The sequence below is a fragment of the Azospirillum sp. UENF 111221 genome, from assembly GCF_058780625.1.
In genome coordinates this window covers 810,612-834,150 of sequence record NZ_JBSNCH010000001.1, presented here as the reverse complement: position 1 = coordinate 834,150, position 23,539 = coordinate 810,612, and the positions used below count along the sequence as shown (strand labels likewise).

18 protein-coding genes are annotated in these 23,539 nt (G+C 68.3%); 13 read left to right on the top strand and 5 right to left on the bottom strand.

The window, feature by feature from the left end; translation table 11 throughout:
* The first annotated feature begins 70 nt into the window (after positions 1-70).
* Positions 71-772 carry a CBS domain-containing protein gene (locus tag ACWPN3_RS03680; RefSeq protein WP_492242499.1) on the top strand — a complete coding sequence of 234 codons (702 nt, stop codon included), beginning with the start codon at positions 71-73 and terminating at the stop codon, positions 770-772.
* A gap of 30 nt (positions 773-802) precedes the next feature.
* Here the strand turns inward: ACWPN3_RS03680 and ACWPN3_RS03675 are convergent, their stop codons facing one another.
* Positions 803-2,098 (bottom strand): NAD(P)/FAD-dependent oxidoreductase, encoded by a 1,296-nt coding sequence (locus ACWPN3_RS03675; protein WP_492242500.1) that lies wholly within the window; start codon positions 2,096-2,098, stop codon positions 803-805.
* 165 nt (positions 2,099-2,263) lie between these two features.
* On the opposite strand from ACWPN3_RS03675, the gene ACWPN3_RS03670 reads away from it, so the two are divergent.
* Together ACWPN3_RS03670 and hglS are read left to right on the top strand one after the other, a co-directional pair.
* A complete protein-coding gene (locus ACWPN3_RS03670) occupies positions 2,264-3,175 on the top strand; it encodes a LysR family transcriptional regulator (RefSeq protein WP_492242501.1) in 912 nt (303 codons plus the stop codon).
* Between the two features lie 116 nt (positions 3,176-3,291).
* Positions 3,292-4,695 carry a 2-oxoadipate dioxygenase/decarboxylase HglS gene (hglS, locus tag ACWPN3_RS03665; RefSeq protein WP_492242502.1) on the top strand — a complete coding sequence of 468 codons (1,404 nt, stop codon included), beginning with the start codon at positions 3,292-3,294 and terminating at the stop codon, positions 4,693-4,695.
* Between the two features lies 1 nt (position 4,696).
* On the opposite strand, the gene ACWPN3_RS03660 is transcribed toward hglS, so the two are convergent.
* Positions 4,697-6,526 (bottom strand): sensor domain-containing phosphodiesterase, encoded by a 1,830-nt coding sequence (locus tag ACWPN3_RS03660; protein WP_492242503.1) that lies wholly within the window; start codon positions 6,524-6,526, stop codon positions 4,697-4,699.
* A gap of 143 nt (positions 6,527-6,669) precedes the next feature.
* Positions 6,670-7,206: a GAF domain-containing protein gene (locus ACWPN3_RS03655; protein WP_109447658.1), complete on the bottom strand. Its 537-nt coding sequence runs from the start codon at positions 7,204-7,206 to the stop codon at positions 6,670-6,672.
* A gap of 457 nt (positions 7,207-7,663) precedes the next feature.
* On the opposite strand from ACWPN3_RS03655, the gene ACWPN3_RS03650 reads away from it, so the two are divergent.
* The 10 genes from ACWPN3_RS03650 to iolB all read left to right on the top strand — a co-directional run bounded on the left by ACWPN3_RS03650 (position 7,664) and on the right by iolB (position 20,209).
* Positions 7,664-8,806 (top strand): HlyD family secretion protein, encoded by a 1,143-nt coding sequence (locus tag ACWPN3_RS03650; RefSeq protein ID WP_492261095.1) that lies wholly within the window; start codon positions 7,664-7,666, stop codon positions 8,804-8,806.
* On the top strand, positions 8,803-10,389 hold the full coding sequence (locus ACWPN3_RS03645; protein WP_492242505.1) for a DHA2 family efflux MFS transporter permease subunit: 1,587 nt from the start codon (positions 8,803-8,805) through the stop codon (positions 10,387-10,389). Before ACWPN3_RS03650 ends, ACWPN3_RS03645 begins: the two co-directional genes overlap by 4 nt.
* A 92-nt stretch (positions 10,390-10,481) precedes the next feature.
* Complete coding sequence (locus tag ACWPN3_RS03640; protein WP_109447662.1) at positions 10,482-11,510, top strand: LacI family DNA-binding transcriptional regulator; 1,029 nt, start codon at positions 10,482-10,484, stop codon at positions 11,508-11,510.
* Between the two features lie 381 nt (positions 11,511-11,891).
* On the top strand, positions 11,892-12,902 hold the full coding sequence (locus ACWPN3_RS03635; protein WP_492242506.1) for a Gfo/Idh/MocA family protein: 1,011 nt from the start codon (positions 11,892-11,894) through the stop codon (positions 12,900-12,902).
* Between the two features lie 85 nt (positions 12,903-12,987).
* Positions 12,988-13,326 (top strand): PfkB family carbohydrate kinase, encoded by a 339-nt coding sequence (locus tag ACWPN3_RS03630; protein ID WP_492261094.1) that lies wholly within the window; start codon positions 12,988-12,990, stop codon positions 13,324-13,326.
* A gap of 26 nt (positions 13,327-13,352) precedes the next feature.
* Complete coding sequence (gene iolC / locus ACWPN3_RS03625) at positions 13,353-14,930, top strand: 5-dehydro-2-deoxygluconokinase (protein ID WP_492261093.1); 1,578 nt, start codon at positions 13,353-13,355, stop codon at positions 14,928-14,930.
* Positions 14,931-14,990: 60 nt separating this feature from the next.
* Positions 14,991-16,838, top strand: coding sequence for a 3D-(3,5/4)-trihydroxycyclohexane-1,2-dione acylhydrolase (decyclizing) (iolD, locus tag ACWPN3_RS03620; protein ID WP_492242508.1), 1,848 nt, complete (start codon positions 14,991-14,993; stop codon positions 16,836-16,838).
* A 55-nt stretch (positions 16,839-16,893) separates the two neighbouring features.
* Positions 16,894-17,784 carry a myo-inosose-2 dehydratase gene (gene iolE, locus ACWPN3_RS03615; protein ID WP_492242509.1) on the top strand — a complete coding sequence of 297 codons (891 nt, stop codon included), beginning with the start codon at positions 16,894-16,896 and terminating at the stop codon, positions 17,782-17,784.
* Positions 17,785-17,792: 8 nt separating this feature from the next.
* The gene (locus ACWPN3_RS03610; RefSeq protein ID WP_492242676.1) at positions 17,793-19,298 is read left to right on the top strand and encodes a CoA-acylating methylmalonate-semialdehyde dehydrogenase; all 1,506 of its coding nucleotides are present in this window, start codon (positions 17,793-17,795) and stop codon (positions 19,296-19,298) included.
* Between the two features lie 101 nt (positions 19,299-19,399).
* On the top strand, positions 19,400-20,209 hold the full coding sequence (gene iolB / locus ACWPN3_RS03605) for a 5-deoxy-glucuronate isomerase (protein WP_492261092.1): 810 nt from the start codon (positions 19,400-19,402) through the stop codon (positions 20,207-20,209).
* Between the two features lie 109 nt (positions 20,210-20,318).
* On the opposite strand, the gene ACWPN3_RS03600 is transcribed toward iolB, so the two are convergent.
* Together ACWPN3_RS03600 and adhE are read right to left on the bottom strand one after the other, a co-directional pair.
* Positions 20,319-20,564 (bottom strand): hypothetical protein, encoded by a 246-nt coding sequence (locus tag ACWPN3_RS03600; RefSeq protein ID WP_109447671.1) that lies wholly within the window; start codon positions 20,562-20,564, stop codon positions 20,319-20,321.
* A 29-nt stretch (positions 20,565-20,593) separates the two neighbouring features.
* Complete coding sequence (gene adhE, locus ACWPN3_RS03595) at positions 20,594-23,353, bottom strand: bifunctional acetaldehyde-CoA/alcohol dehydrogenase (RefSeq protein WP_492242511.1); 2,760 nt, start codon at positions 23,351-23,353, stop codon at positions 20,594-20,596.
* Between the last annotated feature and the right edge of the window lie 186 nt (positions 23,354-23,539).

Genomic DNA, 23,539 nt, shown 5'->3' with positions numbered 1-23,539 from the left:
TAGATCAATCGCTCTCGTCTGTCGACCTCCTAGGCTGTCTCCGTTCCACGACATCAAAGGGAGAGAAACGATGAAAGCAATCGATCTGATGACACCGCGGGTCATCACCATCGGCCCGGACGCGACCGTCGCCGATGCCGCCCGGACGATGCTGGAGAATCACATCAGCGGCCTGCCGGTGGTCGATGCCGCCGGCAAGGTGGTGGGGATCATCAGCGAAGGCGACCTGCTGCGCCGGGTGGAGCTGGGGACGGAGCGTCACCGCTCCTGGTGGCTCGGGCTGGTGTCCGGCGGCACCCTGCCGGCGGAGGATTTCATCAAGTCCCATGCCCGCAAGGTCGCCGACGTGATGACCGCCCACGTCACCACGGTGGACGAGAGCGCCTCGCCCGAAGAGGTCGTGCGGGTGATGGAGACGCGGCGGATCAAGCGCGTGCCGGTGGTGCGCCACGGCGCCCTGGTCGGCATCATCAGCCGCGCCAACCTGTTGCGCGCGCTGGCCAGCGTCTCGCCGGAAACGCCGGCCGCCGCGGCTGACGACCGCGACCTGAAGGAGCGGGTGGCCGCCGCCGTCAAGGAACTGTCGTGGGACTCGCGTTCGCACGACGCCATCGTCGTCCGCAACGGCGTCGTCCAGCTCTGGGGCTTCGTCAGCAGCGTGTCGCAGCGGGACGCGCTGCGCATCGCGGCCGAGCGCGTCCCCGGCGTGAAGGCGGTGGAGAACAACATCCAGGTCGTCGACCCCGCCGAAAGCGGCGCCTGGGGCCTTTAACGTAAAGGATGTGCCGGGGAAGGCGCGCGGTCAGATCTTCCCCGGCAGCCGCGCTCCGACCAGATGGGTTGCCTGCGCGCCATACTCATAGACGGCCTCCTGCACCGCCCGGGCCGACAGGGTGTCGGGGGCGGTGCTGGGAAGCGGCATCTCCGCCTCCGGCAGTTTGCCGGTGATGTGCTCGGCCAGGCAGCGGCCGAGCACGGTGCCGGGGGCGATGCCGCGGCCGTTGTAGCCGCTGAAGCCGATGACGTTGCGGTCCAGCCGGTGGAAGCGGGGCAGGTTGTCCTTGGTCATGCCGATCTGGCCGTACCATTCGGATTCGAACCGCACCGGCCCCAGCTGCGGGAACAGCGCGGCCAGCGAGCGCAGCGCCCAGGCGCGGTGGACCGCGGTTCCGGTCCCGCGCAGCGCGCCGACGCTGCCGAACACCAGCCGGCCCCGGCGGTCGAAGCGGTAGGAACTCAGCACCGACTTGGTGTCCCACACCCCCTGGCGTTCCGGCAGGATGGCCTTTTGCATCGCATCGGACAGCGGCTCCGTCGCCAGATTGAAATAGGGCAGGTGGACCTGCTCGGTGCGCAGCTGCACCCAGGGGCCGATGCTGTAGGCGTCGGTGGCGACCACCACCCAGTCGGCGGTGACCGATCCGTCCGGCGTCTTCACCTCCCACCCGGCTCTGGTCTGGCTCGCCGACTGCACGGGGCTGCCGGTGAAGATGCGGGCCCCCGCCGCGATGGCCGCCGTCGCCAGCCCGCGGGCATAGGCCAGCGGCTGGATGGTGCCGGCGCGCAGATCCAGCAGCGAGCCGGTGTAGGCCGTGGTGCCGACCTTCTCCGCCGTCTCCTTCGCGTCCAGCAGGCGGACCGGTGCGCCGCGCTTCTGCCAGATGTCCGCGCGCTGTTCCAGTTCGCGCAGGCCCGCCGGGCCGACGCCGCAATGGAGCGTGCCGCTGCGCTCGTCCTCGCAGGCGATGCCGTGCCTGGTGATCAGGTCGAAGACGGCGCGCGGCGCGTTGCCCAGCAGCTCGATCAGCCGCTCGCCATAGACCGGTCCCAGGGTGCTGACCAGCTGGTCGGGCATCACCCACATGCCGGCATTGACCAGCCCGACATTGCGCCCGGCGCCGCCGAAGCCTATCTCCACCGCCTCGACAACCACTGCGCTGACGCCGCTTTCGGCCAGATGCAGTGCCGCCGACAGGCCGGTGTAGCCGGCGCCGACGATCACCACGTCGGCCTGGACGCTGCCGGACAGCGGTGCTGTCGGCGGTGCCGCCGGTGCGGTGCGTTCCCAAAGCCCATGCGACCGCGGATCGTTCAGCATCCCCTGAGGTCCTTTTCGCGTCTGTTCTGTGCGCCAGTCATTCCCGGTGCGAAAGATTGACTTGCCTACCCCCTTCGGCAAAATGATCTTTGCTCAACCAGTCATTCCATTCCGGAATGAAATCCGCCGAGACCGTGATACCGAGACCGTGATACCGAGACCTTGATGCAGAGCCCGCGCCGCTTCCTTCCTTCCCTGGCCCTGCTGTCCGCCTTCGAGGCGGCGGCGCGCACCGGCAGCATCACCGCGGCGGCCAAGGAGCTGTCGCTGACCCAGAGCGCCGTCAGCCGCCAGATCAAGGCGCTGGAGGACCTGCTGGAGGTCGAGCTGTTCCACCGCGAACGGCAGACCATCCGCCTGACCGCCGGCGGCGAGTATTACGTGCGGGAGGTGCGCGACGCCCTGCGCCGGATCAGCACCGCGTCGCTGAACTTGCGCGCCAACCCCTATGGCGGCACGCTCAGCATCGCCATCCTGCCGACCTTCGGCACGCGCTGGCTGGCGCCGCGCCTGCCAAGCTTCCTGGCCGGCAATCCCGGCATCACCATCAATCTGGTGACGCGGATGGCGCCCTTCGATTTCCGTCTGGACCCGGTGGATGCCGCGATCCATTTCGGCCGGCCGGACTGGCCGGGCGGGGAGATGGCGCTGCTGCGCCGCGAGACGGTGATTCCCGCCTGCAGTCGGAGCCTGCGCGACCGCTTCGATTTCCGCCAGCCCGCCGACCTGCGCCTCGCCCCGCTGCTGCACCTGACCAGCCGTCCCGACGCGTGGGAGCGCTGGCTGACCCTGCACGGCACGCCGGCCGACGGCGTGCACGGCATGCTGTTCGACCAGTTCGCCACCGCCTCGCAAGCGGCCATCGCCGGGCTGGGCGTGGCGCTGCTTCCGCTGTTCCTGATCGAGGAGGAGTTGCGGTCGGGCCAGCTGGTGCCGGCGCTCGATCTGCCGATGGAAAGCGAGAACGCCTATTACGTCGTCTGGCCGTCGGAGCGGGCAAGCTATCCGCCGCTGGCCGCCTTCCGCGACTGGATCCTGGCGGAGACGGCGGACTGCCGTACCTCCGGCAGGTCATGAGCTTTCCTCATGATGTCGGGAAAAACAATCGCAATCCATCCCGCCGCTTCGTTGCTATATCAGCAGCCTGTGAAGGGCCGCGGAGGTCCGGCCAGCCAATGCGAGCGAGATTTGGAATGAGCGTCCAGACGATTACCCGCGCCGATCTCACCGGCCCCGATGCGATCCGCACCCTGTTCTCCACCGCCATGTCGGAGATGTATCGGACGGAGGTGCCGGCCTACCAGACGCTCGTCGAGCTGGTGGAGGAGGTGAACGCGGCGCTGCTGGCCGCCGATCCGGCGGAGCGCCATCGCCTGGACTCCGCCGGCGGCCTCAATCGCATCACCGAGGAGCGCCACGGCGCCATCCGCCTCGGCACCGCGCAGGAGCTGTCCACCATGCGCCGCCTGTTCGCGGTGATGGGCATGCAGCCGGTCGGCTATTACGATTTGTCGGAGGCCGGCGTCCCCGTCCATTCCACCGCCTTCCGTCCGGTGGACGGGGAAGCGCTGAGCCGCAACCCGTTCCGCGTCTTCACCTCGCTGCTGCGGCTCGACCTGATCGCCGACGAAGCCTTGCGGCAGGAGGCGGAAAAGGTGCTGGCCGCGCGCAGCATCTTCACCCCCGGCTGCCTTGCCCTGATCGAAAAGGCCGAGGCCGACGGCGGGCTGGATGAGGAGGATGCCGGGCGCTTCGTTGCGGAGGCGCTGGAGACCTTCCGCTGGCACAGCCGGGCCAATGTGCCGCTGGATCTCTACAACCGTCTGCACGACGCCCACCGGCTGATCGCCGACGTGGTGTCCTTCAAGGGGCCGCACATCAACCACCTGACGCCGCGCACGCTCGACATCGATGCGGTCCAGCGGCTGATGCCGGAAAAGGGCATCGCGCCGAAGGCGGTGGTCGAAGGCCCGCCGACCCGCCGCTGCCCGATCCTGCTGCGCCAGACCTCCTTCAAGGCGCTGAGCGAGCCGGTCGATTTCCAGGCCAGTGACAGTGAGGGGGGCGGCTGGCGGTCCGGCGTCCACACCGCCCGCTTCGGCGAGATCGAGCAGCGCGGCATCGCCCTCACCCCGAAGGGCCGGGCGCTCTACGACACGCTGCTCCAGGACTCCCGCCGCCTCGTCGCCCCGGCGGCCGACGGCTCCAACGCCGCGCAGTACATGGCGGCCCTCCAGGAGGTCTTCGCTCCCTTCCCCGACAGCTGGGACGGGATTCGCCGCGAGGGGCTCGGCTATTTCAGCTATTCCCTGACCGAGGCCGGGCGCCGCACCCCGCCGACGCCGGGAGCCGATCTGGAAACGCTGATCGAGAGCGGCGCCGTCCGCTTCGATCCCGTCGTCTACGAGGATTTCCTGCCGGTCAGCGCCGCCGGGATCTTCCAGTCCAACCTGGGCGACGAGGCCCGGCAGGATTTCGCCGCCAGCCCGAACCAGCAGCGTTTCGAAGCCGATCTGGGTGCCGCGGTGCTGAACCCGTTCGACCTCTATGCGGAGATCGAACGCGCCTCCATCGCCGCCTGCCTCGCCGCGAAGTGAGTCAGACCTGTATGGCGGCGGGGCGGAAGGCGCCCGCCGCCAGCCAGTCTTCGAAGGCCGCCGGTGCCAGCGGCCGGGAGATCAGATAGCCCTGGCCGAAGTCGCAGCCGTGCAGGCGCAGCCAGTCATAGGCCTCGGCCGTCTCCACCCCTTCGGCGATGACCAGATAGCCCAGGTCATGGGCAAGGTCGATGGTCGAGCGGACCATGATCTGGTCGCTGCGCTCATCGGCGATGGAACGGATGAAGCGCTGGTCGATCTTCACCGCCGTCGCCGGGATATCCTTCAGATAGGACAGGGCGCTCTGGCCGGTGCCGAAATCGTCGATCTCCACCTCGATGCCCAGGCGGCGCAGGCGGAGGAGCTGGCGGTCGACCTCCGCCCGGTCGGTCATCAGGGCGCTTTCCGTCACCTCGAAATCGATCCAGTCCGCCTGCACGTCGTGGCGCGCCAGCAGGGCTTCAACCCGGTCGGTGAAGTCGCCGCTGCCGAGATCCAGCATCGAGATGTTGATCGACACCGGCAGGTCGATGCCGCGCTGGCGCCAGTGCACCACCTGCGTCAGGACGGCACCGATCACCCATTCGGTCAGAGGGCGCACCAGCGCCGTGCGTTCGGCCAGCGGCACGAACTCGGCGGGCGAGATCGGTCCCAGTTCCGGGTGGGTCCAGCGCAGCAGCGCCTCCGCCCCGATGCAGCGGTCGGTGCGCAGATCCACCTTGGGCTGATAGGCCATGTGCAGCTGGCCGTGTCCGTCCATCGCCTCGGTCAGGCTGCGCAGCAGCAGGAAGGCGCGGTGGGCGGCACGGTCCTGCTCCTCGTCATAGGCGCACCAGGGCTTCTGCGTCTCCAGCGACTGGTGGGCGGCGCTGGTGGCGGCCCGCAGCAGCTCCACGCTTTCCACGGGGCTTTCCGCCGCGATGTCCGACCGGTGCACGAAGCCGATGCCGGAGGACGTGGCGATCGGCACGCCCTGATACTGGAAGGGGCTGCGCACCGCAGCGCTGATGCGGTCCAGCGTGGCGGCCAGATCGCCGTCGCCATCGGACAGCAGGATGAAGGCGAATCGGGCCGGCGACAGGTGATAGAGCCGCGTGCGGTCCGGCAGGCAGGCGGCGATGCGGCGGGCGCAATCGACCTCGAACGCGTCGGCGCAGACCTGCCCCAGCACCCGGGTCAGTTCGGCATATTGCTGGGACGCCGCGGCATCGATCACCACCGCCGTCCCCGGCAGCGTGGCGGGGTCGTCCGCCAGGGCGTCGGCGTCTGCCAGGAAACGGAAGCGGTTCGACAGCGAGGTGACCGGATGCAGGTAGCCGACGGCGCGCCGCGCCTCGATATGCGCCATCGTCATCGCCGACAGGTCGCGCAGCGCCTCCTCCTCCTCCGGCGTCAGCGGCGGGCGCGGCTGGTCGTCGATCACGCAGATGGTGCCGAGCGCCAGCCCGTCCGCCGTGCGCAGCGGGGCGCCGGCATAGAAGCGGATGTTGGGATCGCCGGTCACCAGCGGGTTGTCGGCGAAGCGTTCGTCCTGCCGGGCGTCGCCGACCACGAGCAGGGCCTCGGAGTCGAGCGCGTGGGCGCAGAAGGCATATTCGCGCGGCGTCTCCTGCACCGGCAGTCCGACCCGCGACTTGAACCACTGGCGGTCGCGGTCGACCAGCGAGATGAGCGCCACCGGTACCTTCAGCAGCTTGGCGGCCAGACGCGTGATCTGGTCGAAGGCCGCCTCGGCCGGCGTGTCGAGCAGTTCGTACCGCTGGAGCATCGCCAGCCGATCCTCTTCACGGACCGGAACCGGCGGCAGGCGCTTCGCCTTTGCGGGCGTCATCTCGGTGGTCATCCTGTTCCGGGCACTGTCGTCTTCAATAGTTCCAGCGCCGAACTTGCCGTCAAGTTCGGAGAAACGCCAATGAGAATGGTGCAATGCGGCATGGACTCAATCGTCGATCTCCAGCCCAGCTTCCCGCCGTCCTATCGCCGTTCAATCGCCGCCAGCGCCGTCACGGTCAGTTGTGCCAGCACCATGCGGTCCACCATGCCGAAACTGCGCGGCGCCGTGTCGATCAGGCAGACGGAGCCAAGCGCCAGCCCCTGCCGGTTGATGATCGGGGCGCCGGCATAAAAGCGGATGTACGGTTCGCCCAGCACCAGCGGGTTGTGCTGGAAACGCGGGTCGCGGGCGGCGTCCTCGACCACCATCGGCAGGCTCTGGCGGATGGTGAAGTCGCAGAAGGCGACGTCGCGCGGCGTTTCCTGGACGGCCAAGCCGCGGCGCGCCTTGAACCATTGCCGGTCGGCGTCCAGCAGCGACATCAGCGCGATGGGCACGCGGAAATGATCGCAGGCCCAGGAGACCAGATCGTCGAAAGCGGGTTCCGGCTCGCTGTCCAGCAGCCCGGTGCGGCGCAGCGCCTCCAGCCTCGCCGCCTCGTCATCGACCGGGACGGCGCCGCGGCCGACGCTCTGCGGGACGGCCCCGCTCGCGATGGTCTCCTTCAAAAGCGTCATGGGCTGGGCTCCGCGGTCATGTTGGATGGTTGGCTCCCCGGCGATGGCGCAATTCTGTCAAGAGACAAATAATTCGCCCGACCGGCAAATATGATTATTGAGGAGATTCGGTTAAGAACTCCTTCTTTTTACGCATGGGACGAATCCTGGATCTGTTGGCTTTCATATTATTTCAGAAGGCATAGTCATATCCGACGTTATGATTGTCTAATGGACCGCTGCCGCCCGACCCTTGTTGCGGTTCGCGCCGTCCGGCCCCGACCATCGACCTGTGGCATGGCTGTTCTGCGGATGCGTCCGCCGGCTTTCTGCCAAGCCCGTGCAACGATCGGGTGGTTCCGGTGTTTCGCGCTGGGGAGCGGGGACGCTCTCCCACGACAGGGAGCGGGGACGCTCCCGCGCGGCAACGACCGGGCCCTTGCTGATCGCCCGGCATTTCGGTCAGGAGCGTCATACCATGCCGGACGACCAGCATCGCAGGGACGTCGTCGATCTCACCGGACAGGAGGCGGACGGCCAAGCCGGGCGCAGCGAGCGCGGACAGCCGGCCGCGGGCGATGATCGCAAGAAGCCGGGCTTCATCCGCCGTCACCCGGTTGCAATCCTCGCCGGGCTGGTGGCGGTCGCCCTGCTGGCGGTGGCCGGCTACATCTATTGGCAGCGCAACATCCACCCCTACAAGTCGACCGACGATGCCTTCGTCGACACCCGCCAGTTCCCGGTGGCGGCGAAGGTGGGCGGCTATGTGACGGAGGTGGCGGTCGGCGACAACCGGCATGTCAATGCCGGCGACCTGCTGTTCCGCATCGACACGCGCGACTACCAGACGGCGCTGGATCAGGCGCAGGCGCAGATCGACTCCGCCCAGGCGGCGATCACCGGCTACGACGCCCAGATCGACGCCCAGCGTGCCCAGATCGAGCAAGCCAAGGCGGAGGTCTCGCAGGCCGAGGCCGCCGTCGGCTTCGCCAAGGAGGATGCGGCGCGCTACCGCGACCTGCAATCCCGCGGTGCCGGAACGGTGCAGCAGGCGCAGCAGTCCACCGCCACCCTGCAGGAACAGCAGGGCAAGCTGACCAGCGCCAACGCCGCGGTGATCGCCGCCGAACGGCAGGTCGGGGCGCTCCAGGCGCAGCGGACCAGCGCCGTCGCCGATCTGGCGCGGGCGAAGGCGCAACTGGCCCAGGCCCAGTTGAACCTGTCCTACACCGCCGTTACCGCCGCACAGCCCGGCCGGGTGGTGCAGCTGAGCGGGGCGGTCGGCCAGTTCGCCCAGGCTGGCCAGAGCCTCGCCATCTTCGTCCCCGACGACATCTGGGTCACCGCCAACTTCAAGGAAACCCAGATCACCGACATGCGGCCGGGCCAACCGGTGGACATCAAGATCGACGCCTATCCCGGCCGCAAGGTCACCGGCCATGTCGACAGCGTGCAGCCGGGCTCCGGCACCGCCTTTTCCCTGCTGCCGGCCGAGAACGCCACCGGCAACTATGTGAAGGTGGTGCAGCGCATTCCCGTGAAGATCGTCGTCGACCAATGGCCGGACGGCGTCTCCATCGGTCCCGGCATGTCGGTGGTGCCGCGGGTGACGGTGCGATGAGCGCCGCCGCGGAAGGTGCCGGCGGCTTCGATGCCTCGCAGAGTGCCGCCGGCGGCCGCAACCCCTGGCTGATCGCCGTGGTGGTCTCCATCGCCACCTTCATGGAGGTGCTGGACACCACCATCGCCAACGTCGCCTTGCGCTACATCTCCGGCACGCTGGCGGTCAGCGCCGACGAGGCGTCGTGGGTCGTCACCTCGTATCTGGTGGCGAACGCCATCGTGCTGACGGCCAGCAGCTTCATCGCCAAGCGCTATGGCCGCAAGCGCTTCTATCTGGCCTGCCTCGGGCTGTTCACCGTCAGCTCGCTGGCCTGCGGCTTCGCCTGGAATCTGGAATCGCTCCTGCTGTTCCGGGTGCTCCAGGGCTTCGCCGGCGGCGGCATGGTGCCGATTTCGCAGTCGATCCTGGCCGACAGCTTCCCGCCGGCCAAGCGCGGGCAGGCCTTCGCCATCTTCGGCATCGCCGTGGTGGTGGCGCCGGTGGTCGGGCCGACGCTGGGCGGCTGGCTGTCCGACAACCTGTCCTGGCACTGGTGCTTCCTGATCAACGGGCCGGTCGGGGTGATGGCCTTCGCGCTGGTCAGCTTCCTGGTGCAGGAACCGAAATCCGCCATCGAGGAACGGCAGCGGCTGAAGCGCCGGGGCATCCGCATGGATGTGATCGGCTTCCTGCTGGTGGCGACCTTCCTCGGCTCGCTAGAGGTGGTGCTCGACCGCGGCCAGACCGACGACTGGTTCGCGTCGGGTTTCATCATCACCTTCGCCGTCATCTGCGTGGCGTCCTTCTGCCTGATGATCCCGTGGGAGATGACGCGGGAGAACCCGATCCTCGACCTGCGGATGGTGGCGACGCGGCAGTTCGGCTCCTGCTTCCTGGTGATGATGGCGACCGGCGCCATCCTGATCGCCACGACGCAGTTCCTGCCGGAGCTTCTCCAGCAATATTACGGCTTCACCGCCACCTGGGCCGGACTTGCCCTGTCGCCGGGCGGCATGGTGACCATGGTGATGATGCTGGTCGTCGGCAGGCTGGCCGGGCGCATCCAGCCGAAATACCTGATCGCCACCGGCGCCACCATCGTGGCGCTGGCGATGTGGGACCTGACACGGCTGAACCCGGACTCCACCTTCTGGTTCTTCGCCTGGTCGCGCATCTATATCGGCATCGGCCTGCCGCTGATCTTCATCCCGATCACCACGGCGTCCTATGACGGCATCCCGCGCGACAAGACCGACCAGGCCTCGGCCCTCATCAACGTCGCGCGCAATGTCGGCGGCTCCATCGGAGTGTCGATCGCCCAGAATGTGCTGGCCTTCCGCGAGCAGTTCCACCACAGCCGGCTGGCCGAGCATATCGTGCCGTCCAACCCGGCCTATCAGCGGACCATGGAGCAGGCGACCAACTACTTCTCCATGGCCGGCGGCGAGGCCGGAGCGCGGGAACGGGCGATGGCCTTCATCGGCCAGCAGGTGCAGATGCAGACCGCCTACTGGTCCTACATCGACGTGTTCTTCGCGCTGATGCTGATCTCCGCCTCGGCGGTGCCGCTCGCTCTGATCCTGCGCAACGTCAAGCGCTGACCGGCAGGCGCCCGTGCAAGGGTCTCTCATTCCCTCATGCTTCGTGATAGACAGCGCCGGTTCCCGCCCGTGACCGGATGAGGTCTCCACCCATGAAGCGCCCGACGATTTCCGACCTCGCCAAGGCGGCGGGCGTCAGCGTCGCCACCATCGACCGGCTGCTGAACGGCAGGCACCCCGTGCGGGAGGAGACCGCCCGCCGCATCTTCGAGGCGGCGACAGACATCGGCTTCCACGGCGCCAACGCCATCCGCCAGCGTACCCTGGCCCAGCAGCCCGACTATCATCTCGGCTTCATCCTTCAAAAGGAGCGTCACGCCTTCTATCAGGAGTTCGCGGCGCGGATCGAGGAGGTGGCGCGCAGCCATCCCGACCGCCGGCTGCGCGCCACCATCCGCTTCGTCCAGTCGACATCCCCGGCAGAACTCGCCGAGCTGATCCGCGGCATGAAAGGGAAGGTGAGGGCGGTCGCTGTCACCGGCATCGACCATCACGACGCCACCGCCGCGGTGGCCGAACTGAAGGCCGCCGGCATCCCGACCTTCTCGCTGCTGTCCGACTTTGCCCAGGGCGTGCGGGAAGGTTACATCGGCACCAACAACCTGAAGGCCGGCCGCACCGCGGCGTGGCTGATGTCGAAGATTGCTCCGCGGCCGGGGCGCATCGCCGTCTTCATCGGCGCCTTCCGCTATCACGGCCATGCCCTGCGCGAGACCGGATTCCGCAGCTATTTCCGCGAGTTCGCGCCCGAATTCACCCTGATGGACAGCATCGTCAACGTCGAGACGCGCCAGCTGACCTACGAGGCGACGCTTGGCCTGCTGGACCGGCACGACGACGTGGTCGGCATCTATGTGGCGGGCGGCGGCATGGAGGGCGCCATCGCCGCATTGCGCGAGCTCCGCCGGCCGGACGAGGTGACCTGCATCGTCCACGAGCTGACGCCGGAATCGAGGCAGGCGCTGCTCGACCGCCATGTCTCGGTGGTGATGGCGACGCCGCTGCCGGCGCTCTGCGCCGACCTGATCGAGATGATGGTCCACAGCATCGAACACGGCATGGCGGAGAATCCCGGCCAGCGCTTCCTTCCCGCCCAACTGTGGACGCCGGAGAGCCTGTAGGGGAGGGCCTCCCAACGCCATGATGGAAAACCATCATGGTGTGCTGCAAATTCTCTCATGTTTGACGGCGATCCGGCCGGCTGGCGCGTTGACCGGACCGTGCGCGATGGTGAATGCTTCCCCTGCCAATCAAGAGCAGAAACGGCCGGGAGGAAGCGCGATGACGGATTCGGAACCCTAGAGTTTGGTTTTCCGTGTGATTCACGCTTCAAGCGATTCCGCTTGAAACGATCACACTCCAGCCATTTCCGGCGGCCCGCCAGCGGGCGGCCCCCCAAGAACCGAAAACCGCAATCGACCCCGGTGACCCGCCCGGGCGCGGCGCGCAGGACTGCGCGCGTGGCCCCGCTCGCCCACCGAACGACATGAGGCATTAAAACAATGACCGTCAGACTTGGCATCATCGGCACCGGCGCCATCGGCCGCGACCATGCCCGGCGCATCGAGCAGGTGCTGGCCGGCGGCAAGATCGTCGCCCTGACCGACGTCAACCGCGAGTCCGCCGAAGCGGTGCGGGCCGACATCGCCCCCGATGCCGAGATCTTCGAGACCGGCGAGGAGCTGATCGCCTCGCCGCTGGTCGATGCGGTTCTGGTCACCTCCTGGGGCGCCAGCCACGAGCAGTATGTGCTGGCTGCCATCGCCGCCGGGAAGCCCTGCTTCTGCGAAAAGCCGCTCGCCACCACCGCCGACGGCGCCAAGCGCATCGTCGATGCCGAGGTGGCGCACGGCAAACGTCTGGTCCAGGTCGGCTTCATGCGCCGCTATGATGCCGGCTACATCGCGCTGAAGGAGGCGGTGACCAGCCGCACCGGCGCGCCGATCATGGTCCATGCCGCCCACCGCAACCCGACGGTCCCCCAGCATTACGTCACGCCGATGGCGATCCACGACACGCTGATCCACGAGATCGACGTGTTCCGCTGGCTGCTGGACGACGATTACGTGTCCGCCCGCGTGATCTTCCCGCGCCGCGCCGCCCGCAGCCACGGCAAGCTGCGCGACCCGCAGGTCGTGCTGCTGGAGACGGCGAAGGGCGTCGTCATCGATGTCGAGATCTTCGTGAACTGCCACTATGGCTACGACATCCAGTGCGAGGTGGTGGGCGAGGACGGCATCGCCCGCCTGCCGGAACCGATGGCGGTGCAGATGCGCCTGAATGCCAGCCTGCAGAACCCGATCCTGACCGACTGGAAGGATCGTTTCATCGCCTCCTACGACGTGGAGCTTCAGGATTTCCTGAAGGCCGCCGCCCAGGGCACCGCCACCGGCCCGACCTGCTGGGACGGCTATGTCGCCGCCATCACGTCGGATGCCTGCGTCACCGCGCAGGAGCGCGAGGGCGAGGCCGTCGCCATCACGCTGCCCAGCCGTCCGGCGCTCTACAGCTGACGGCCGCCTGTCCGGCGCACGGGGCCACCGGTCCGTATCCATTGCCATCGCCAATCCGACGACCGGATTACAGCGGAGCTGACCCATGCCAACTCAACGCGGTCAAACCGAGCGCGAACTCGACGTCATTTCCATCGGCCGCTCCTCCGTCGACCTTTATGGCGAACAGGTCCGCGGCCGGCTGGAGGACATGCAGAGCTTCGCCAAATATGTCGGCGGCTGCCCCACCAACATCGCGGTCGGGACATCGCGCCTCGGCCTGCGCTCCGCCCTGCTGACCCGCGTCGGCGACGAGCATATGGGGCGCTTCATCCGCGAACAGCTGATCCGCGAAGGCGTCGACACCAGCTGCGTCGTCACCGACCCGGAACGGCTGACCGCCCTGGTCATCCTGGGCATCCGCGACAAGAAACCTTCCCGCTGATCTTCTACCGCGAGAACTGCGCCGACATGGCGATCTGCGAAGAAGATGTCCGGGAAGCCTTCATCGCCTCTGCCAAGGCCGTGGTGGTCAGCGGCACCCATTTCTCCACCCCCACGACCGAAGCCGCCATGCGAAAGGCGATGCGGCTGGCTCGCGAGAACGGCACAAAGGTGGTTTTCGACATCGATTACCGCCCGGTGCTGTGGAAGCTGACCGGTCACGGGCTGGGGGAGGAGCGCTTCGTCGCCGACGGCGGCGTCAGCGCCCTGTTGCAGACCATCCTGCCCGCCTGCGACCTGATCGTCGGCACGGAAGAGGAGTTCCACATCGCCGGCGGCAGCACCGACACGCTGGCGGCGCTGCGCCGGGTCCGCGAGCTGACCGGCGCGACGCTGGTGTGCAAGCGCGGCCCGATGGGCTGCGTCGTCTTCCCCGCTGCCATTCCCGACAGCCTGGAGCAGGGCATCCGCGGCCCCGGCTTCCCGGTCGAGGTCTACAATGTGCTGGGGGCCGGCGACGCCTTCATGTCGGGCTTCCTGCGCGGCTGGCTGCGCGACCATCCGCTGGAGGAGTGCTGCGCCTTCGCCAACGCCTGCGGCGCCTTCGCGGTGTCGCGCCACGGCTGCGCCCCCGCCATCCCGACTTGGACGGAGCTGTCCTATTTCATCGAGAACGGCAGCCCGACGCCGCGGCTGCGCGAGGATGCCCGGCTGTCGCACATCCACTGGGCGACCACGCGGCGCCGCGACTGGCCGGAGGTGATGGCCTTCGCCATCGACCACCGCGCCCAGCTGGAGGCGATGGCGGCGCGGCTGGGCGCCGACCCGGCGCGCATCGCAGCCTTCAAGCTGCTGGCCCTACAGGCGGCCCAACAGGCGGCACGGCAGGCCTGCGACGGCCGCGACGGCTTCGGCATGCTGCTGGACGGCATCCACGGCCAGGACGCGCTGGATGCCTTGACCGGGACCGGCGCCTGGATCGGCCGCCCGGTGGAACTGCCGGGGTCGCGTCCCCTGCGCTTCGAGGGCGGCCCCGACATCGCCGTGACCATCCGCGAATGGCCGGCCGAGCATGTGGTGAAGTGCCTCGCCTTCTACCACCCGGACGACGAGGAGGCGCTGCGCACCGAGCAGGAGCGCCAGATCCAGACCCTGTTCGCCGCCTGCCGCGCCACCAACCACGAGCTTCTGCTGGAGATCATCCCGCCGCGCGGCATGCCGGCCGGCGACGACACGATTTCCCGTGCGCTGGAGCGCGTCTACGGGCTTGGCGTCCATCCCGACTGGTGGAAGCTGCCGGCGCCGGCCAGCCAGGGGGCCTGGAACAGCATTGCCGGCACCATCGACCGGCATGACCCGCTGTGCCGCGGCGTGCTGATCCTCGGCCTCGATGCGCCGGAGGAGGAGCTGAAGGCCGGGCTGGCGCTGGCCACCCGCCAGCCGGTCTGCAAGGGCTTCGCCGTCGGCCGCACCCTGTTCGGCGCCGCCGCCGAGGCGTGGCTGGCCGGCAGCATCGACGACGCGGCGGCGGTCGCGGCGATGGAGGCCGCCTATGGCCGGCTGATCGCCTTCTGGCAGGAACAGCGCAGCCGCCACGCCGCCTGATCCTCGAACCGTCGCCAAAAACAACAGGGGCCGGACTGGCCCCGCCAGGGAGAAGCCATCATGGACAGCGTGCGCCTAACCGTCGCCCAGGCCGTCGTCCGCTATCTCAGCGCCCAGTATGTCGAGATCGACGGCCGGGAACTGCCGCTGTTCGCCGGTGTCTGGGCGATCTTCGGCCACGGCAACGTGGCGGGCATGGGCGAGGCGCTGCATGCCGCCCGCGATGTTCTGCCGACCTACCGCGCCCACAACGAGCAGGGGATGGCGCATGCCGCCATCGCCTATGCCAAGGCGCAAGGGCGCCGCCGCATGATGGCCTGCACCACCTCCATCGGGCCGGGTGCCGTCAACATGGTGACGGCGGCGGCGCTGGCCCATGTCAACCGCCTGCCGGTGCTGCTTCTGCCGGGTGACGTCTTCGCCACCCGCGCCCCCGACCCGGTGTTGCAGCAGGTCGAGCGGTTCGAGGACGCCACCGTCAGCGCCAACGACTGCTTCCGCCCGGTGTCGCGCTTCTGGGACCGCATCACCCGCCCCGAACAGCTGATCCCCAGCCTGCGCCGCGCCCTCCAGGTGCTGACCGACCCGGTGGAGTGCGGGCCGGTGACGCTCTGCCTGCCGCAGGACGTGCAGGCCGAAGCCCATGACTTCCCGGTCTCCGTCTTCGAGCGCACCGTCCGCCGCACCCGCCGTCCGGAGCCCGACCGCGACGAGCTGGCCGCGGTGACAGAGGCCCTGCGCACCGCACAGAAGCCGCTGATCGTCGCCGGCGGCGGCGTGTTCTACAGCGGCGCCTGCGACGCGCTGGCCGACTTCGCCAAGCGTCGGGGCATCCCGGTGGCGGAGACCCAGGCCGGCAAGGGCGCCCTGGTCTGGGACCATCCCTGCAACGTCTGCGCCATCGGCGTCACCGGCTCCAGCGCCGCCAACGAGCTGGCGGCGGAGGCCGATCTGGTGCTGGCGGTCGGCACCCGGCTCGCCGACTTCACCACCGCCTCCTGGACGGTCTTCGCCAACCGCGGCGCCCGTCTCGCCGGGCTGAACGTCGCCGCCTTCGATGCGGTGAAGGGCGACGCCCTGCCGCTGGTCGCCGACGCGGCGCGCGGGCTGGCCGCCCTCGACGCCGGGCTCGGCGACTGGTCGGCGCCGTTGTCCTGGCAGGCTTTGGCGCAGGAGCGCACGGCGGTGTGGACCCGCATCGTCGACCGGGTGACCGCCGACGCCGGGCTTGACCTGCCGACCGACGCCCAGGTGCTGGGGGCGGTCAACCGCGCCGCCGGCAGGGACGGCACCATCGTCTGCGCCGCCGGCGGCCTGCCGGGCGAACTGCACAAGCTGTGGCGCAGCGGCCGGCCCGGCGGCTACCACCTCGAATACGGCTTCTCCTGCATGGGCTACGAGATCGCCGGCGGGCTCGGCGTCAAGATGGCCTGCCCGGACCGCGAGACCTTCGTCATGGTCGGCGACGGCAGCTACATGATGCTGAATTCCGAGCTGGCCGTGTCGGTGGCGATGAAGCGCAAGCTGATCGTCGTCCTGCTCGACAACCGCGGCTATGGCTGCATCAACCGCTTGCAGAACGCCTGCGGCGGCGCCCCCTTCAACAATTTGCTGCGCGACACCCATTACGAGACCGAGACCCTGCCCGACATCGACTTCGCCGCCCATCTGCGCGCGCTGGGTGCCGTGACCGAGAAAGTGACGGGTGTTGCCGCGCTGGAACAGGCGCTGGAGCGCGCCAAGGAATCCCCCGTCACCTACGCCATCGTCATCGACACCGACCCGCTGCCCTCCACCCAGGAAGGCGGGGCGTGGTGGGACGTGCCGGTGCCGGAACTCTCGACCCGTCCCGAGGTCGCGGCGGCGCGTGAACGCTACGTCGCCAACAAGGCCCGCCAGCGCCGTTGACCGCGCCCCTCTTCCCCAATTCCACCATCTTCTTCCGTCTTGGGAGCATCCGATCATGACCGTTCGTCTCGGCGTCAATCCGATCGCCTGGAGCAACGACGATATGCTTGAGCTGGGCGGGGCGACGCCGCTGGAGCAGTGCCTCGCCGAAGGGCGCGAGGCCGGCTTCCAGGGCTTCGAGCTTGGCAACAAATTCCCGCGCGACGCCGCCGTGCTGCGCCCGATCCTCGACGGCTACGGCCTGTCGCTGGTGTCCGGCTGGTACAGCGCCGGCCTGCTGGAGCGCAGCGTCGCCGAGGAGATCGAGGCGGTGCAGCCGCACCTGCAATTGCTGAAGGCGATGGGCTGCCCGGTGATGGTGGTGGCCGAGACCACCGGCTGCGTCCATGGCGCCTGCGGCACGCCGCTGTCCCAACGCCCGACGCTGGAGTCCGGCCAGTGGGCGGAGTTCGGCCGCCGCATGGCGGAGTTCGGCGATTACCTGCGCGACCAGGGCACGCCGCTCGCCTACCACTACCACATGGGCACGGTGGTGGAGACGCCCGACGAGATCGACCGCTTCGCCGAGGTCACCGGCGACAGCGTCGGCATCCTGCTCGACACCGGCCATTTGACCTTCGCCGGCGGCAATCCGCTGGATCTGATCGCCAAATGGGGCCGCCGCATCAACCACGTCCATTGCAAGGACGTGCGCGCCGACGTGCTGACGCGGGCCAAGGCGACCGACAGCAGCTTCCTTGATGCCGTCATCGACGGGGTGTTCACCGTGCCGGGCGACGGCTGCGTCGATTTCCCCGCCGTGCTGAAGGCATTGAAGGACGCGGACTATCGCGGCCAGTGGCTGGTGATCGAGGCGGAACAGGACCCCGCCAAGGCCCATCCCCTGACCTACGTCACCAAGGGCCGCCGGCATCTGAGCGCGCTCGTAACAGAATACGGCCTGTGAGCATCCAAATGACCAACATCGTCACGCATTTCATCAACGGCGCCCCGGTCGGCGGCACCAGCGGCCGGCTCGGCGACGTCTACAACCCGGCGACCGGCCGCAACAGCGCCAAGGTGCCGCTGGCGACCGCGGCGGAGGTCGACCGCGCCGTCGCCGCCGCCCGTGCCGCCTTCCCGTCCTGGTCGGCCGCCACCCCGTTGCGCCGCGCCCGGGTGATGTTCGCCTTCAAGCAGCTGCTGGAGCAGAACGCCGACCGGCTCGCCAGCCTGATCACCGCCGAGCATGGCAAGGTCCATTCCGACGCGCTGGGCGAGGTGGCGCGCGGGCTGGAGGTGGTGGAGTTCGCCTGCGGCGGCCCGCATCTGCTGAAGGGCGAGGTGGCGGAGAATGTCGGCACCCGCGTCGACAGCCATTCGCTGCGCCAGCCGCTGGGCGTCGTCGCCGGCATCACGCCGTTCAACTTCCCGGCCATGGTGCCGATGTGGATGTTCCCGGTCGCCCTCGCCTGCGGCAACTGCTTCATCCTGAAGCCGTCCGAACGGGTACCGAGCGCGGCCCTGTTCATGGCGGAGCTGCTGACCCAGGCCGGCCTGCCCGACGGCGTCTTCAACGTCGTCCATGGCGACAAGGTGGCGGTCGATGCGCTGCTGAGCCATCCCGACGTGAAGGCGGTCAGCTTCGTCGGCTCGACTCCCATCGCGCAATACATCTATGCCACCGGGGCGGCCAACGGCAAGCGGGTGCAGGCGCTGGGCGGCGCCAAGAACCACATGGTCATCATGCCCGATGCCGACCTCGATCAGGCGGTGGACGCGCTGATGGGGGCGGCCTACGGCTCGGCCGGCGAGCGCTGCATGGCGATCTCGGTCGCCGTGCCGGTGACGGAGGCGGTGGCCGACGCGCTGGTCGAGCGGCTGGCCGAGCGGGTTCGCGCCCTGAAGATCGGTCCCGGCACCGACCCGTCCTCGGAGATGGGGCCGCTGGTCACCCGCCAGCACCGCGACAAGGTGCGCGGCTACATCGACCTCGGCATCGAGGAAGGGGCGACGCTGGTGGTGGATGGCCGCCACGTCGAGATCGCCGATCCGGAGTGCGGCGACGGCTATTTCCTCGGCGGCACGCTGTTCGACCACGTCACGCCGGACATGCGGATCTACAAGGAGGAGATCTTCGGCCCGGTGCTGGCGGTGGTGCGGGTTCCCGACTACCGCACGGCGGTCGACCTGATCAACGCGCACGAGTTCGGCAACGGCACCGCCATCTTCACCCGCGACGGCGACACCGCGCGCGCCTTCGGGGCGGAAATCGAGATCGGCATGGTCGGGGTCAACGTGCCGATCCCGGTGCCGATGGCCTTCCACAGTTTCGGCGGCTGGAAGCGCTCGCTGTTCGGCGACCATCACATGCATGGGCCGGAAGGCGTGCGCTTTTACACCCGGCTGAAGACCATCACCAGCCGCTGGCCGACCGGCATCCGCTCCGGCGCCGACTTCGTGATGCCGACAATGACGTGAGCGGGAACATATGATCCGAACCGTCCGCGCCTGAACCCAACACGGCTTCGCCAGGGGGCGGAGACGCATCGCGAGACCATCCGGCACCACAGAGGGCGACCATGAGCAAGCTGCTGCTGCGCAACCACGCACCGGACCCGGCCGGCCGGGTGCACCATGTCACCCCTAAATCGGCGGGCTGGTCGTGCATCGGGTTCGACCTTTACCGCCTTGAGGAGGGCATGACCGTTTCCGGCGAGGATGCGGACCGCGAGACCTGTCTGGTCTTCGTCGCCGGGCGCGGTGCGGCGATGGCCGGCGACCGGGAATGGGCGGAGCTTGGCGACCGCATGTCGCCCTTCGAGGACAAGCGGCCTTATGCCATCTACCTGCCGCAGGGGACGCCGTGGCGGGTCAGGGCCACCACCGCGCTGGAACTGGCGGTCTGCACCGCGCCCGGCCTGAACGGCGGGCTGCCGGTGCGGCTGATCCGTCCGGAGGATGTCGGCGCCTCGGTCCGCGGGCAGGGCAGCAACACCCGCCATGTCTTCGACATCCTGCCCGAATCGCAGCCGGCCGACAGCCTTCTGGTGGTGGAGGTCATCACGCCGGCCGGCAACTGGTCGAGCTATCCTCCGCACAAGCACGACGCCGACGACGGCACGGCGGAAACCCAGCTGGAGGAGACCTATTACCACCGCATCGACCCGCCGCAGGGCTTCGCCTTCCAGCGTGTCTACACCGACGACCGCTCGCTGGACGAGGCGATGGCGGTGGAAAACGGCGACCTCGTCATGGTCCCGCGCGGCTACCACCCGGTCGGGGCCGCCCACGGCTACACCGGCTATTACCTGAACGTGATGGCCGGCCCCCGCCGCGCCTGGCATTTCAACACCGCCCCGGAACATCGCTGGCTGCTGGCGCCGGGCTGACCGGGGGCCCGCGGTCACAGTCCCGGCAATGGAAAAGCCCCCGTCCGGCAGTTCGGACGGGGGCTTTTCAAACAGATCGACTTGCCGTCCGGCGGCGGCGTGGCTCGCCTCAGAGGTCGCCGAGCGACCGGTCGATCTCCCACACCAGCCGGTCCGCCAGCTTGATCGAGCGGGCGAGGTCGGCGGGGCACATCCCCAGGCCGGGATCCTCGACCACCGGGAAGCTCTCCGCCTTGTCGAGCCCCAGGCCAGTCGCGGTGACCAGCACCTCGTAGCTGCGGTTGTCCTCGTTGAACAGGCATTCGGTCTCGAAGCCGCGGGCATCGCTTTCGGCCCACATGATCGCTTTGCTCATGGTCTCGTATCCTGACTTAAGGGGTTTCGTTACTTGGCGAGCGCGGCGTCCTTGCGGGCGGCGGACTTGCCGGCTGGCTTGACTTCGACCGGTGCGGCGTCCTGGGCCGACGGCTCGACATAGGCGCGTCCGTAATAGCTGTCGATCAGCAGCTGCCTGATCTCGGCGACCAGCGGATATCGCGGGTTGGCGCCGGTGCATTGGTCATCGAAGGCCGCTTCGGCAATCGCATCGACCCGCGCCAGGAAGGCTGCCTCCGGCACCCCCGCCGCCTGGATCGAGGCCGGGATCTCCAGCGCCCGCTTCATCTCCTCGACCCATTGGATCAGCTTCTCCACCCGCTCATGGTCGCGGCTGCCGCCGAGATCCAGATGACGGGCGATCTGCGCATAGCGCGCCACACCCTTCGGACGGTCGTACTGGCTGAACGCCGTCTGCTTGGTCGGGATGTCCGCCGCGTTGTAGCGGATTACGTTGGCGATCAGCAGCGCGTTGGCGATGCCGTGCGGGATGTGGAACTCCGCCCCCAGCTTGTGCGCCATCGAATGGCAGACGCCCAGGAAGGCGTTGGCAAAGGCGATGCCGGCCAGCGTCGCCGCATTGTGAACCAGCTCCCGCGCCTTCGGATCCTGGCACCCGTTGCGGTAGGCCGACGGCAGATGCTCCTTCAAGAGCTTCAGCGCCTGCAACGCCTGCCCGTCGGAATACTCGTTCGCCACCACCGAGACATAGGCCTCCAGCGCATGGGTCACCGCGTCGATGCCGCCCGCCGCCGTCAGACCCTTGGGCATGTCCATCACCAGGTTGGCGTCGACGATCGCCATGCTCGGCGTCAGCTCGTAATCGGCAATCGGGTACTTGGTCCCGGTGCGCTCGTCGGTCACCACGGCGAAGGGCGTCACCTCCGATCCCGTGCCGGACGTGGTCGGCACCGCCACCAGCTGCGCCTTCACGCCGAGCTTGGGGAAGGTGTAGATGCGCTTGCGGATGTCCATGAAGCGCAGGGCCAGATCCTCGAACGCCACCTCGGGCGCCTCGTACATCACCCAGATGATCTTGGCCGCATCCATCGGCGAGCCGCCGCCCAGCGCCAGGATGACGTCGGGCTGGAAGGCATTCGCCAGCGCCACCCCCTTGCGCACCACCGCCAGCGTCGGGTCGGCACTGACCTCGAAGAAGGTCTCGACCTCCAGCCCCAGCGATTTCAGCACGCGGACGCTGTCGTTGACATGGCCGTTCTCGAACAGGAAGCGGTCGGTGACGATCAGGCAGCGCTTCTTGCCGCGCAGCTCCTCAAGCGCGAAGGGCAGGCAGCCGCGGCGGAAATAGATCGACTTGGGCAGCTTGTGCCACAGCATGTTCTCGGCCCGCTTGGCCACCGTCTTCTTGTTGATCAGATGCTGCGGCCCGACATTCTCCGAGATCGAATTGCCGCCCCACGAGCCGCAGCCCAGCGTCAGCGACGGGGCCAAGCGGAAATTGTAGAGGTCGCCGATGCCGCCATGGGACGACGGCGTGTTGATCAGGATGCGGGCGGTCTTCATCTTGTCGCCGAAATGGCGGATGCGCTCGGCCTGCCGGTCCTGGTCGGTATAGAGCGCCGAGGTGTGGCCGATGCCGCCGAGCGCCACCAGGGCGGCGGCCTTGTCGCAGGCTTCCATAAAGTCCTTGGCGCGGTAGAGCGCCAGGGTCGGCGACAGCTTCTCGTGGGCGAAGGGCTCGCTGTCGTCGACATCCGAAACTTCGGCGATCAGCACCTTGGTGGCGAGCGGCACGTTCAGCCCGGCCATGGCGGCGATGGCATGGGCGGGCTGGCCGACGATGTCGGCGTTGAGATGGCCGTCGGTCAGCAGCACCTTGCGCACGGCGTCGGCCTCGCGGGGCGACAGGATGTAGCCGCCATGATGGGCGAAGCGGTCGCGCACGGCGTCATAGACGGCCTCGACCACCACCGCCGACTGTTCGGACGCGCAGACCACGCCATTGTCGAAGGTCTTGGACATCAGGATGGAGGCCACCGCGCGCTTGATGTCGGCGAACTCGTCGATGACGGCGGGGGTGTTGCCGGCGCCGACGCCGATGGCGGGCTTGCCGGACGAGTAAGCGGCCTTGACCATGCCCGGCCCGCCGGTGGCGAGGATCAGGTTGATGGCGGGATGGTGCATGACGGCGTTGGAGAGTTCGAGCGAGGGCTCGTCGATCCAGCCGATGATGTCGTCCGGCGCACCGGCCTCGACCGCGGCGGCGAGCACGAGGCGGGCGGCCTCGCAGGTCGATTTGCGGGCGCGGGGATGGGGGGAGAGGACGAGGCCATTGCGGGTCTTCAGCGCGATCAGCGCCTTGAAGATGGCGGTCGAGGTCGGGTTGGTGGTGGGGACGATGCCGCAGATCAGGCCGACGGGCTCGGCGATGGTGAGAATGCCGGCGTCGTTGTCTTCGGACAGCACGCCGCAGGTCTTGTCGTCCTTGTATTTGTTGTAGATGTATTCGGCAGCGAAGTGGTTCTTGATGACCTTGTCTTCCATGACGCCCATGCCGGTCTCCGCCACCGCCATCTTGGCGAGCGGGATGCGGGCGTTGGCGGCGGCCAGAGCGGCGCTGCGGAAGATCAGGTCGACCGTCTCCTGCGGATAGTCGGCGAAGCGCGCCTGCGCCGCCTTCACCCGCGCGATCAGGGCGTTCAGGTCGGAAAGGGTTTTAACGGTCGTGACCATGATCGGGCGTCTCCCGTCGGGTGTCGCCAAAGGGCCGGTTTGCCGGCCCGGAACCCCCGAATCTCTCGGTTCCATGCGATATGTAGGAAACCTACATCCTGCCCGAGGGCGACGCAAGAGTGGTCCTACCACTTGCCGCGAGATTTGATCTGGATCAAGTCATGCTAAGCGGATAAGGGAGCATCTTGGCGTAACAGACTCAATTTCCCCACATGTTCCGGTATAAAACCACCATAGCAGAAATGTAGTTTCACTACATAT